Here is an 11,674-nt window from a genome sequence, read left to right as displayed (position 1 = left end):
AGCCACGGGATCGGTCAACCGATCCTTAACTGATCGGCATTACCGCAATAGCGGGCCTTTTTTTATGCTTTTTCAATATCCTGCAATACCTGTTTTTGTGATCTGCTTGGCAATACGCGTACTTTTTGTTTACCCTTTACTGACCTGCCTGTCTCGCTATGGGATGGTTTTTGTTGTTTATAAGAGCATAAGGAAAGATAAATGGAAGATCTCGGTGTTGTAGATAGCATCAATAACGCTGGCTCCTGGCTGGTGCGCAATCAGGCGCTGCTCATCAGCTACGCCGTGAATATTGCGGCGGCAATTGCCATTATTGTCGTGGGGATGATTGTTGCCCGTACCGTTTCCCGAGCCATCAATCGCGTCATGCTCACTCGCCACATTGACGCCACGGTTGCTGATTTCCTGTCAGCGCTGGTGCGCTATGGCATTATCGCGTTTACCCTCATTGCGGCATTAGGCCGTGTTGGTGTTCAGACCGCCTCCGTCATTGCCGTGCTGGGCGCCGCCGGTCTGGCCGTTGGTCTGGCACTTCAGGGCTCGCTCGCTAACCTGGCGGCTGGCGTTCTGCTGGTCACCTTCCGTCCGTTCCGCGCCGGTGAATATGTCGATCTGGGCGGCACGGCGGGTACCGTGCTGAATGTGCAGATTTTCTCCACCACGCTGCGTTCGATAGACGGTAAAATCGTGATCGTGCCGAACAAGAAGGTCATCGATGGGAACATCACCAACTTTTCCCGTGAGCCGGTACGTCGTAATGAGTTGATTATCAGCGTAGCGTACGACTCTGATATCGATCAGGTGAAGTCACTGATTAGCAACATCATTGCCTCTGACGATCGTATTCTGAAGGATAAAGAGCAGACTATACGCCTGAACGAACTGGGCGCGTCCTCTATCAACTTCGTGGTGCGTATCTGGAGCAAAAGCAGCGATCTGCAAAACGTATACTGGGACGTGCTGGAACGTATTAAGCGTGAGTTTGACGCCAACGGCATCAGCTTCCCGTATCCGCAGATGGACGTGAACGTCAAAAAAGTCAAAGAAGCAGAGTAACGTCACCCCCAGGCCCGGTAAGCGTCAGCGCCACCGGGCTTTGCTTTTATAAGCCTTGCTAATCCCCAATTAATATTATCCATTTCCTCTAATGTGATTCGCGCAGTATAGTCTGCATCCAGAACATTACTGTGAGAATTTCGTCATGTTATCCTATTATTTTCAAGGCCTTGCTTTAGGTGCGGCCATGATCCTTCCCCTCGGTCCCCAGAATGCGTTCGTGATGAACCAGGGTATTCGCCGCCAGTATCATCTGATGATTGCCCTGCTGTGCGCGGTGAGCGATTTGCTTCTGATCTGCGCCGGGATTTTTGGCGGGAGTGCACTTCTGATGCAGTCGCCGTGGCTGCTGGCGCTGGTGACCTGGGGCGGCGTCGCCTTCCTGTTGTGGTACGGATTCGGTGCGTTGAAAACGGCGATGAGCAGTAACCTCGAACTGGCAAGCGCTGAAGTGATGAAGCAGGGGCGCTGGAAGATTATCGTCACCATGCTGGCGGTGACCTGGCTTAACCCGCATGTCTATCTGGATACCTTCGTGGTGCTGGGTAGCCTCGGCGGACAGCTGGACGTTGAGCCTAAACGCTGGTTTGCGTTGGGAACCGTCAGCGCGTCGTTCCTGTGGTTCTTCGGTCTTGCGATTCTGGCGGCGTGGCTGGCGCCACGACTGCGGACCGCCAAAGCCCAGCGCATCATTAATACGCTGGTCGGTCTGGTGATGTGGTTTATCGCTTTCCAGCTGGCGAAAGAGGGCGTTCATCATGTTCAGGGTTTGTTCAACTAAGCGTTGTCTTATGGACAACTGAGCCAGACCCGCTAAGCTTGCTGGCATGCGCCCTGTTTCTGGGGCACTCTTCGCAACATGGAGGAATGACAGTGAAGTTTAAAGTGATGGCCCTGGCGGCATTAGTGAGTTTAGGTGCGGTGTCGGCGCAGGCGAGTGAACTGCCGGATGGCCCGCACATTGTCACGTCAGGCACCGCAAGCGTGGACGCGGTACCGGATGTTGCAACCCTGGCAATTGAAGTCAACGTGGCTGCAAAAGATGCCGCCTCTGCCAAAAAACAGGCGGACGACCGCGTTGCGCAATATCTCTCCTTCCTGGAACAGAACGGTGTCGCCAAGAAAGACATCAGCTCTGCTAACCTGCGTACCCAACCGGATTACGACTACCAGAACGGCAAAAGCATCCTGAAAGGCTACCGTGCCGTGCGTACGGTTGAAGTGACCGTGCGTCAGTTGGACAAGCTGAATTCACTGCTGGATGGTGCGCTGAAGGCTGGTCTGAACGAAATCCGTTCCGTGTCGCTGGGCGTTGCGCAACCGGAGAAATACAAAGACGAAGCGCGTAAAGCGGCGATTGATGATGCCATTCACCAGGCTGAACAGCTGGCGTCCGGCTTCAAGAGCAAGCTTGGCCCGGTATACAGCGTGCGTTACCACGTCTCTAACTATCAGCCAAGCCCGATGGTACGGATGATGAAGGCTGACGCGGCACCGGTTTCTGCGCAGGAAACTTACGAGCAGCCAACCATTCAGTTCGACGATCAGGTGGATGTGGTGTTCCAGCTGGAGCCCGTTGCAGCACAGCCGAAACCGGCTCAGTAACCTGTAGGCCGGGTAAGGCGTAGCCGCCACCCGGCTTTTTCTTTTTAATCCTGTCTCAACACCTTATGCCCATACGCCAGCAGTGCATCGGTGACGTTGCGCATCATGCGGCTTTCCGGCGCAAAACGATGCCAGTAGAGCATCCGGCGCTGATACAGCCCCGGCGTTAAATCAATCAACTCACCGCTTTTCAACTCTTTCTCAATCTGCAGATGCGGGATCATACAGCAGGTAGTGCCCTGACGCGCAAGCTGCACAAAAGCTTCAGACGAGTTGACGATATGGCACGGCACGCTGCCCGGCGGCAGGTCAAAGTTCTGCTGCAGGAACGCCTGATGCATATCGTCCAGATGGTCAAACGCCACGGCAGGCGCCTTCAGCAGCGCGGCGCGGGTGACGCCGTTAGGGAAGTAGCGCTCCGCAAAGGCTTTTGAACCTACAAACAGGTAGTCCAGCGCCCCCAGTTGATCCACCAGGCAGCTTGGCAGCGCCTGAGGCTGAATACTGACCGCCCCAACAACTTCACCGCGACGCAGACGTTCCTGGGTACGGGTTTCATCTTCAACCTGTAGATTCAGGCGAATCGGGGAGTCGGCCAGGACCGGGGCAAGGGCGGGCAGTAACCAGGTTGCCAGACTGTCGGCGTTGACCGCCAGAGAGAGCAGCAGCGGCGTGGAGCCCGTTTGTTCGTCACCCAGCCACTCGTCTTCCAGCAGCTCAACCTGGCGCAGCAGGGCGAGGAGCTTTTGACCTTGCTCCGTTGGGCGAGGCGGCACGGTACGCACCAGCAGCGGCTGCCCGAACATGTTTTCAAGCTGTTTGATACGCTGTGATACGGCGGACTGGGTGATACACAGCTTTTGCGCTGCGCGCTCAAAACCGCGTTCACGAATAACTGCATCAAGTGCCTGTAGTGTTCTGTAGTCCGGACGTTTCATTGCTCTGGCTGGCTCCTAAATTTTGCTTAATCTGCACTATGACACAATTTTCCCTTTGTGGCAGACGAAATCCATTCGACGTGTTCTATAATGCGCCCTGAGTTTTCACACCACAGGCAAAACGATCATGACGCAGGATGAACTGAAAAAAGCAGTAGGATGGGCCGCTCTCCAGTACGTACAGCCAGGTACCATTGTCGGTGTTGGTACGGGGTCAACGGCGGCACACTTTATCGATGCGCTGGGCACGATGAAGGGGCAGATCGAGGGCGCGGTTTCGAGCTCTGATGCGTCCACGGAAAAGCTGAAAAGCCTCGGCATTACCGTTTTCGATCTCAACGAAGTGGATCGTCTTGGGATTTACGTTGATGGCGCAGACGAAATCAACGGCCACATGCAGATGATCAAAGGCGGTGGCGCAGCGCTGACCCGTGAAAAGATCATCGCTTCCGTTGCAGACAAATTTATCTGCATCGCTGACGCCTCCAAGCAGGTCGATATTCTGGGTAATTTCCCGCTGCCGGTCGAAGTGATCCCGATGGCGCGGAGTGCGGTTGCCCGTCAGCTGGTGAAGCTGGGTGGTCGTCCGGAATACCGTCAGGGTGTGGTCACTGATAACGGTAACGTCATCCTCGACGTGCACGGCCTGGAAATTCTCGACGCGATTGCCCTGGAAAATGCGATTAACGGTATTCCAGGCGTTGTCACCGTAGGGCTGTTCGCCAACCGTGGCGCGGATGTGGCGCTGATCGGCACCGCTGACGGTGTGAAAACCATCGTAAAATGATCTGACGGGGGGAGCGCGCCCCCCGCTAAAAAATTTTTGAAAAGCTAAATTCGGTGACTTGTGTCACGTTTTTCCACCTCTTTTGCCGATCCTGCCACGTTTGTAAATTTCCTTAGCATTTTGCTCTGCCATTTTGCCCTGTATGACTTTTCTTCAGAGTGCCGACGCAAACGTTCATATTGCTGCAATAGTTTTTTTTGATATGTTGGCTACAGCGGATTTCAATCCAGCACAACATCAGTTCAGATAAAAAACAGGGTCGGGGAAATGGCAAAGGTATCACTGGAGAAAGACAAGATTAAATTCCTGCTGGTCGAGGGCGTGCATCAGAAAGCGCTTGATAGCCTTCGTGCGGCGGGTTACACCAACATCGAATTTCACAAGGGCGCGCTCGATACCGAAGAGCTGAAAGCGTCCATCCGTGATGCCCATTTCATTGGCCTGCGATCCCGTACTCAACTGACGGAAGACGTTATTGCTGCGGCGGAGAAGCTGGTTGCGATTGGCTGTTTCTGCATCGGTACCAACCAGGTTGATCTGAATGCTGCCGCCAAACGCGGTATCCCGGTATTTAACGCCCCGTTCTCCAACACCCGTTCCGTGGCGGAGCTGGTGATTGGCGAATTACTGCTGCTGCTGCGCGGTATTCCGGAGGCTAACGCCAAAGCGCACCGCGGCGTGTGGAACAAACTGGCTGCGGGCTCATACGAAGCGCGCGGTAAAAAACTGGGTATCATCGGCTATGGCCACATCGGTACTCAGCTGGGGATTCTGGCGGAATCTTTGGGGATGCACGTCTACTTTTACGATATCGAAAGCAAGCTGCCGCTAGGGAATGCGACGCAGGTGCAGCATCTCTCTGACCTGCTGAACATGAGCGACGTGGTAAGCCTGCATGTGCCGGAAAATGCGTCCACCAAAAACATGATGGGTGCAGAAGAGCTGGCGCTGATGAAACCGGGCTCACTGCTGATCAACGCCGCGCGCGGTACGGTGGTCGACATCCCTGCGCTGTGCGATGCTCTGAAGCGTAAGCATCTGGCGGGGGCGGCCATTGACGTGTTCCCGACGGAGCCTGCCACCAACAGCGATCCGTTTAACTCTCCGCTCTGCGAATTCGACAACGTGATCCTGACGCCACACATCGGCGGGTCTACTCAGGAAGCGCAGGAGAATATCGGCCTTGAAGTGGCGGGTAAGCTGAGCAAATACTCCGACAACGGTTCCACGCTCTCTGCGGTGAACTTCCCGGAAGTGTCTCTGCCGCTGCACGGTGGTCGCCGTCTGCTGCACATCCACGAAAACCGTCCTGGCGTGCTGACGGCTATCAACCAAATCTTTGCCGAGCAGAGCGTCAACATTGCCGCCCAGTACCTGCAAACCAACTCGCAGATGGGTTACGTGGTGATTGATATCGAAGCGGATGAAGATGTTGCCGAGAAAGCGCTGCAGAGCATGAAAGCGATTCCGGGGACGATTCGCGCGCGTCTGCTTTACTGATGGTGTCGGGTGGCGAGGTAAATGCAAAACGGTAACTATCGTTACCGTTTTTTATGTTTTCACCCTCTCCCTGTGGGAGAGGGCTGGGGTGAGGGCATCAGGCTGCACGCCTGTTTCACCACTCCCACAACGTCGATGGCGTCACTACCGCTGGCAACGGCACATCCCATTTCTCGACGGGCAACGCTTCTACAGCCTGACAATCATGCGCATACCCCACCGGCTGTAATCCATACTGCTGCCAGTTTTGCAGCGTCCGGTCGTAAAAACCGCCGCCCATTCCTAAGCGCTGGCCCTGTTCATCAAACGCCACCAGCGGCGTAATCAGCACGTCCAGCTGTGACAGCGGGAGCACGTCGCGCACGTCGAGTTTGGGCTCGGTAATTTTCAGACGATTCACCACCAGCTCGCTGTGCGGATGGTAGTGCAGAAACAGAAGATTGCCTTTGCTAAAAGGATGCAGCACCGGCAGATAAACCTTCTTCCCGGCGCGCCAGAGCTGGTCGATAAGTGGTTGGGTATCGAGCTCGCCATCAAACGACAGGAACAGAGCGACCGTGTTAGCCATAACCACCGGGGGCCACGCCATCATGCGGGCGGCGGCCTGCTGGGCAAAATGCGACTGTTGTTCAGCCGTAAGTGCACGACGACGCTGGCGAATAAGTTGACGGATATCCTGGCGTGAGGCAGAAACTTCAGGGAATTGAGTCATGGTAGTAGGTAGAAGAAGAAAGAGGGAATCTCCGAGATGCCGCCGCAGGCTGTAACCCTTGAACCCTTGGTTCAAGGTGAATGTGTCGTCATAGTTTTAAGGCTTCTCGGACGGACCGAGCATGCTCACCAACCATGGAGCGCCACATTCTTGTGGTATGAAATATCGGCTCAGGGGACTGGCCCGCTTGCGAACATCTCAGAGAAATTTTGTCTTCACAGTTACTCTACCATAGTCAACTGAGAAGTGTTATTCAAACTTTGGTCCCGGTCTTTCGGGATTGCGACCTTGATCAAGCAATGCCTGTTCTATGGTCTGCTGGAGCATTTTAATGCGCTGCTCCATGCTAGCCGCGTAGTCGCGGGTCTTCGCTTTTTCCTGAGTCAGTTCATAGCTGATGTTCAACGCGGCGATGAAAACCAGCTGCTCAGTATTTGTGACTCTAGTGCGTTCTTTTAGATCTTGCAACCGCTGATTCAAATCGTCCGCAGCCTGATTCAAAGCATCCCTTTGTTCAGGCGGACAATTCACTCGCAGTGAACGGCCAAAAATCTGGAGATCGACGGGTTGTGCAGACATGCCACCTTCCTGCTGATTGACTGCGCTGCCTTCGCTTACTGCCCCGGGGGCTGCGAAGGGGCGACACTATAGCTACCCTGATGTGAAGATACAAGCCCTTTTCTGGTATCACCAGGGTCCAAAGTGGTAGCATATCATGAATATCCTCCCTTTGATGACGAATGCGTATGTCTATACAGAACGAAATGCCTGGTTACAAGGATTTAAACCAGTTACTGAACCAGCAGGGAGTCGGACTTACCCCTGCCGAAATGCACGGTCTGATCAGCGGCATACTGTGCGGCGGAAACAGCGACAGCTCATGGCAGCCGCTGATCCACGACCTCACGAACGAAGGGCTGGCGTTTGGCCACGAGCTGGCAGAGTCGCTGCGTAAAATGCATGCGGCAACCAGTGATTCGCTGGAGGACGATGGCTTCCTTTTTCAGCTTTATCTGCCTGAAGGTGATGACGTCAGCGTCTTCGATCGTGCCGATGCGCTCGCGGGTTGGGTAAACCACTATCTGCTTGGCCTGGGCGTAACCCAGCCTAAGCTTGATAAAGTGACCGGCGAAGCGGGTGAAGCGATCGACGATCTGCGTAACATCGCCCAGCTCGGCTACGATGAAGAGGAAGACCAGGAAGAGCTGGAAATGTCCCTCGAAGAGATTATTGAGTACGTGCGCGTGGCGGCGCTGCTGTGCCACGACAACTTTACGCGCTCACAGCCGACCGCGCCGGAAGTTCGTAAGCCAACCTTACATTAAGAAAAATAACGCACAGGAGGGTGTCATGGTTATCTCGCAACAAGAGTATTTGCGCCGTCGTCAGGCGCTGCTGGCAAAAATGCAGCCCGGCAGTGCGGCGCTGATTTTTGCCGCGCCGGAAGTGACGCGCAGTGCCGACAGCGAATACCCCTATCGCCAGAATAGCGATTTCTGGTACTTCACCGGCTTTAACGAGCCGGAAGCGGTCCTGGTGCTGATTAAGAGTAATGACACCCACAACCACAGCGTGATTTTTAACCGCGTACGCGATTTAACCGCTGAAATCTGGTTTGGCCGCCGCTTAGGGCAAGAGGCCGCACCGGAGAAGCTGGGCGTCGACCGCGCGCTGGCGTTTAGCGAAATCAATCAGCAGCTCTATCAGTTGCTCAATGGCCTCGACGTGCTTTATCACGCGCAGGGCGAATATGCGTACGCCGATGAGATTGTTTTCACCGCTCTGGATAAGCTGCGCAAAGGCTCGCGTCAGAATCTGTCCGCGCCGGCCACGCTGACGGACTGGCGTCCGGTGGTGCATGAGATGCGCCTGTTCAAATCTGAAGAAGAGCTGAACGTGATGCGCCGCGCTGGCGAAATCAGCGCCCTGGCACACACCCGCGCCATGGAAAAATGCCGTCCTGGTCTGTTCGAATACCAGCTGGAAGGCGAAATTCACCACGAATTTAACCGTCACGGCGCGCGCTTCCCGTCATACAACACCATTGTCGGCGGCGGGGAGAACGGCTGCATTCTGCATTACACCGAAAACGAAAGTGCGCTGCGCGATGGCGATCTGGTGCTGATTGACGCCGGTTGCGAATATCAGGGCTACGCGGGTGACATCACCCGTACTTTCCCGGTGAACGGTAAGTTCTCGCCCGCGCAACGAGCAATTTATGACATCGTTCTCGAATCACTTGAAACGGCGCTCACGCTGTATCGCCCGGGCACGTCCATTCAGGAGGTGACCGGCGAAGTTGTGCGCATCATGATCACCGGACTGGTGAAGCTTGGCATTCTGAAAGGCGACGTGGACACCCTGATCGCCGAAAATGCGCATCGTCCGTACTTTATGCACGGCCTGAGCCACTGGCTGGGGCTGGATGTGCATGATGTGGGGGCGTACGGTACCGACCGTTCACGCGTGCTGGAACCGGGCATGGTGCTGACCGTCGAGCCGGGGCTGTATATCGCGCCGGATGCCGATGTGCCCGAAGCGTACCGCGGAATTGGCATTCGTATTGAAGATGACATCGTCATCACCGAAACCGGTAACGAAAACCTGACCGCGAGCGTGGTGAAACACGCAGACGATATCGAGGCGCTGATGGCAGCGGCACGCGTATGAGCGTGATTATCGTTGGCGGCGGCATGACCGGCGCCACCCTGGCACTGGCGATCTCGCATTTGACGAAGGGGCAGCTTCCGGTGCATCTCGTTGAGGCGGTTGCACCACAAACGAAGAATCACCCCGGCTTTGATTCTCGCGCCATTGCCCTGGCGCAGGGAACCTGCCAACAGCTTTCCCGAATTGGCATCTGGCAGGCGATTGCCGACTGCGCCACCGCCATTCATACCGTGCATGTGAGCGATCGCGGCCATGCCGGGTTTGTGACGCTGGATGCCCATGATTATCGTATTGACGCCCTGGGTCAGGTCGTTGAACTCCATGATGTTGGCCTGCGCCTGTTTCGTCTGTTGCAGGACGCGCCAGGCGTGATCCTGCATTGTCCGGCACGCGTTGCGAGCTTTACCCGCAGTGAAGAAACGGTCAGCGTGACGCTGGATAATGGCACCGTTCTCGACGGCCAGCTTCTTGTGGCGGCGGACGGGTCGCGCTCGGCGCTCGCAACCCAGTGCGGCGTTGAGTGGCAGCAGCAGCCTTACGGGCAGGTTGCGGTCATTGCGAACGTCTCTACTGCCGCAGAACACAACGGCCGGGCGTTTGAGCGCTTCACGCAGCACGGTCCGCTGGCGATGCTGCCGATGTCGGATGGTCGTTGCTCGCTGGTCTGGTGCCATCCGCAGGAAAAGGCGGAAGACGTTAAGGCCTGGTCCGACGAACGTTTTTGCAGTGAACTGCAGAAAGCGTTTGGCTGGCGGCTGGGTCGCATTACCCATGCGGGAAAACGTGCGGTATACCCGCTGTCGTTAACTACCGCATCACAGTCTGTTTCGCACCGCGTGGCGCTGGTCGGCAACGCCGCGCAAACGCTTCACCCCATCGCGGGTCAGGGTTTTAATCTGGGTCTGCGGGATGTGATGAGCCTGGCCGAAGCGCTTTCGCAAGCGTGGAGCGAACAGAAAGATTGCGGCGCATACCCGGTACTCAGCCATTACCAGAAGCGACGTCAGGCCGATAAAGAGGCGACAATCGGTGTTACCGATGGTTTAGTCCATCTCTTTGCCAATCGCTGGGCGCCGCTGGTTGCCGGACGCAACCTAGGGCTGATGGCGATGGAACTGTTCATTCCGGCACGCGACGTGCTGGCGCAGCGGACCCTGGGTTGGGTCGCGCGTTAAGGAGTTATCACTGTGCAAAATGTTGATGTTGCCATCGTTGGCGGCGGAATGGTTGGACTGGCCCTGGCCTGCGGATTACAAGGCAGCGGCCTGCGTGTGGCCGTGCTGGAGCAAAAGCAGCCTCAGCCCGTCGCACCTGATGCCCCGCCGGAACTCCGCGTGTCGGCAATAAATGCGGCCAGCGAAAAGCTGCTGACGCGCCTTGGCGTCTGGTCAGATATCGTAGCCCAGCGTGCGAGCTGCTATCACGGCATGGAGGTATGGGACAAAGACAGCTTTGGTCATATTGCTTTTGATGATGAAAGCATGGGCTATAGCCATCTGGGTCACATCATTGAGAATGCGGTGATCCACCACGCGTTGTGGCAGAAAGCTCAGCAGTGCAGCGACGTAACGCTGGTTGCGCCTGCGCAAATCCAGCAGGTTGCGTGGGGCGAAAACGAGGCGTTTATCACCCTGCAAAGTGGCGATATGCTCACCGCGCGTCTGGTGGTCGGTGCCGATGGCGCTAACTCCTGGCTGCGCAATAAAGCGGATATTCCGCTGACCTACTGGGATTACCGCCATCATGCCATGGTGGCGACGATCCGTACCCAAGAGCCGCACGGCGGCGTGGCGCGCCAGATTTTCCACAACGACGGCATTCTGGCATTCCTGCCGTTAAGCGATCCGCATCTCTGTTCAATTGTCTGGTCTCTGGTGCCGGAAAAAGCGCAGCAGATGCAGGAGGCGACGCCAGAGGCCTTTAACCAGGCACTGTGCGTGGCGTTTGATAACCGTCTGGGGCTTTGTACTCTTGAGAGCGAGCGTCAGGTCTTCCCCTTAACCGGACGCTATGCGCGTCAGTTTGCCGCGCACCGTCTGGCGCTGGTGGGCGACGCGGCGCATACCATTCATCCGCTGGCCGGGCAGGGCGTTAATCTCGGCTTTATGGATGCGGCGGAGCTGGTAGAAGAGCTGCGTCGTCTGCAGCGAGAGGGTAAAGATATTGGGCAGCATGTGTATCTGCGTCGCTACGAGCGCAGCCGCAAGCACAGTGCGGCGATGATGCTTGCAGGCATGCAGGGCTTCCGCGAGCTGTTTGCCGGGGCAAATCCGGCGAAAAAACTGCTGCGTGATATTGGGCTCAAGCTCGCCGATACCCTCCCTGGCGTCAAACCTCAACTCCTGCGTCAGGCGATGGGTCTTAACGCCCTGCCGGACTGGCTGAAATAAAATAGACCCCCGTCAC

Annotated in this window: 12 protein-coding genes and 1 other RNA gene; 9 read left to right on the top strand and 4 right to left on the bottom strand. The window is 56.1% G+C overall.

Going from position 1 to position 11,674, the window contains the following annotated elements:
* Positions 1-201: 201 nt before the first annotated feature.
* The 3 genes from mscS to L977_RS15095 all read left to right on the top strand — a co-directional run bounded on the left by mscS (position 202) and on the right by L977_RS15095 (position 2,661).
* A complete protein-coding gene (gene mscS, locus L977_RS15105) occupies positions 202-1,056 on the top strand; it encodes a small-conductance mechanosensitive channel MscS (protein WP_023331254.1) in 855 nt (284 codons plus the stop codon).
* Positions 1,057-1,201: 145 nt separating this feature from the next.
* Positions 1,202-1,837 carry an arginine exporter ArgO gene (gene argO / locus L977_RS15100; RefSeq protein ID WP_023331253.1) on the top strand — a complete coding sequence of 212 codons (636 nt, stop codon included), beginning with the start codon at positions 1,202-1,204 and terminating at the stop codon, positions 1,835-1,837.
* Positions 1,838-1,929: 92 nt separating this feature from the next.
* On the top strand, positions 1,930-2,661 hold the full coding sequence (locus L977_RS15095) for an oxidative stress defense protein (protein ID WP_014885152.1): 732 nt from the start codon (positions 1,930-1,932) through the stop codon (positions 2,659-2,661).
* Positions 2,662-2,705: 44 nt separating this feature from the next.
* Here the strand turns inward: L977_RS15095 and argP are convergent, their stop codons facing one another.
* Positions 2,706-3,599: a DNA-binding transcriptional regulator ArgP gene (gene argP, locus L977_RS15090; RefSeq protein WP_008499727.1), complete on the bottom strand. Its 894-nt coding sequence runs from the start codon at positions 3,597-3,599 to the stop codon at positions 2,706-2,708.
* Between the two features lie 127 nt (positions 3,600-3,726).
* Here argP and rpiA point away from each other — a divergent pair, with 127 nt between their 5' ends.
* Together rpiA and serA are read left to right on the top strand one after the other, a co-directional pair.
* Positions 3,727-4,386: a ribose-5-phosphate isomerase RpiA gene (gene rpiA / locus L977_RS15085; RefSeq protein ID WP_003860091.1), complete on the top strand. Its 660-nt coding sequence runs from the start codon at positions 3,727-3,729 to the stop codon at positions 4,384-4,386.
* Positions 4,387-4,653: 267 nt separating this feature from the next.
* Positions 4,654-5,886 carry a phosphoglycerate dehydrogenase gene (serA, locus tag L977_RS15080; protein WP_014885150.1) on the top strand — a complete coding sequence of 411 codons (1,233 nt, stop codon included), beginning with the start codon at positions 4,654-4,656 and terminating at the stop codon, positions 5,884-5,886.
* A 115-nt stretch (positions 5,887-6,001) separates the two neighbouring features.
* Here serA and L977_RS15075 read toward each other — a convergent pair whose 3' ends face one another.
* The 3 genes from L977_RS15075 to zapA form a co-directional block, all read right to left on the bottom strand.
* On the bottom strand, positions 6,002-6,598 hold the full coding sequence (locus L977_RS15075; protein WP_014885149.1) for a 5-formyltetrahydrofolate cyclo-ligase: 597 nt from the start codon (positions 6,596-6,598) through the stop codon (positions 6,002-6,004).
* A gap of 24 nt (positions 6,599-6,622) precedes the next feature.
* A non-coding RNA gene (gene ssrS, locus L977_RS23930) (6S RNA) lies at positions 6,623-6,806 on the bottom strand.
* Between the two features lie 41 nt (positions 6,807-6,847).
* Positions 6,848-7,177, bottom strand: coding sequence for a cell division protein ZapA (gene zapA / locus L977_RS15070; RefSeq protein ID WP_006811891.1), 330 nt, complete (start codon positions 7,175-7,177; stop codon positions 6,848-6,850).
* Between the two features lie 167 nt (positions 7,178-7,344).
* Here zapA and L977_RS15065 point away from each other — a divergent pair, with 167 nt between their 5' ends.
* The 4 genes from L977_RS15065 to ubiI are packed head-to-tail and all read left to right on the top strand — an operon-like array spanning position 7,345 to position 11,658.
* A complete protein-coding gene (locus L977_RS15065; protein ID WP_014885148.1) occupies positions 7,345-7,923 on the top strand; it encodes a YecA/YgfB family protein in 579 nt (192 codons plus the stop codon).
* Between the two features lie 31 nt (positions 7,924-7,954).
* Entirely contained in the window at positions 7,955-9,268 is a 1,314-nt protein-coding gene (pepP, locus tag L977_RS15060) for a Xaa-Pro aminopeptidase (protein ID WP_086527817.1), read from the top strand.
* Complete coding sequence (ubiH, locus tag L977_RS15055; RefSeq protein WP_047626083.1) at positions 9,265-10,443, top strand: 2-octaprenyl-6-methoxyphenyl hydroxylase; 1,179 nt, start codon at positions 9,265-9,267, stop codon at positions 10,441-10,443. The genes pepP and ubiH overlap by 4 nt, the downstream gene beginning before the upstream one ends.
* Before the next feature lie 12 nt (positions 10,444-10,455).
* Positions 10,456-11,658 carry an FAD-dependent 2-octaprenylphenol hydroxylase gene (gene ubiI, locus L977_RS15050; protein WP_047626081.1) on the top strand — a complete coding sequence of 401 codons (1,203 nt, stop codon included), beginning with the start codon at positions 10,456-10,458 and terminating at the stop codon, positions 11,656-11,658.
* The last annotated feature ends 16 nt before the right edge of the window (positions 11,659-11,674 follow it).

It is taken from the genome of Enterobacter sp. ZOR0014, assembly GCF_000798855.1.
GTDB classification, from domain to species: domain Bacteria; phylum Pseudomonadota; class Gammaproteobacteria; order Enterobacterales; family Enterobacteriaceae; genus Enterobacter; species Enterobacter kobei.
Note: the sequence above shows the minus strand (reverse complement) of the source record. Positions and strands in the feature narration are given on the sequence as shown.

Excerpts from the sequence above, each read along its gene's own strand:
- L977_RS15075 (WP_014885149.1), bottom strand. The coding sequence starts at position 6,598 with ATGACTCAATTCCCTGAAGTTTCTGCCTCACGCCAGGATATCCGTCAA.
- rpiA (WP_003860091.1), top strand. The coding sequence starts at position 3,727 with ATGACGCAGGATGAACTGAAAAAAGCAGTAGGATGGGCCGCTCTCCAG.
- L977_RS15065 (WP_014885148.1), top strand. The coding sequence starts at position 7,345 with ATGTCTATACAGAACGAAATGCCTGGTTACAAGGATTTAAACCAGTTA.
- zapA (WP_006811891.1), bottom strand. The coding sequence starts at position 7,177 with ATGTCTGCACAACCCGTCGATCTCCAGATTTTTGGCCGTTCACTGCGA.
- serA (WP_014885150.1), top strand. The coding sequence starts at position 4,654 with ATGGCAAAGGTATCACTGGAGAAAGACAAGATTAAATTCCTGCTGGTC.
- mscS (WP_023331254.1), top strand. The coding sequence starts at position 202 with ATGGAAGATCTCGGTGTTGTAGATAGCATCAATAACGCTGGCTCCTGG.
- argO (WP_023331253.1), top strand. The coding sequence starts at position 1,202 with ATGTTATCCTATTATTTTCAAGGCCTTGCTTTAGGTGCGGCCATGATC.
- ubiH (WP_047626083.1), top strand. The coding sequence starts at position 9,265 with ATGAGCGTGATTATCGTTGGCGGCGGCATGACCGGCGCCACCCTGGCA.
- argP (WP_008499727.1), bottom strand. The coding sequence starts at position 3,599 with ATGAAACGTCCGGACTACAGAACACTACAGGCACTTGATGCAGTTATT.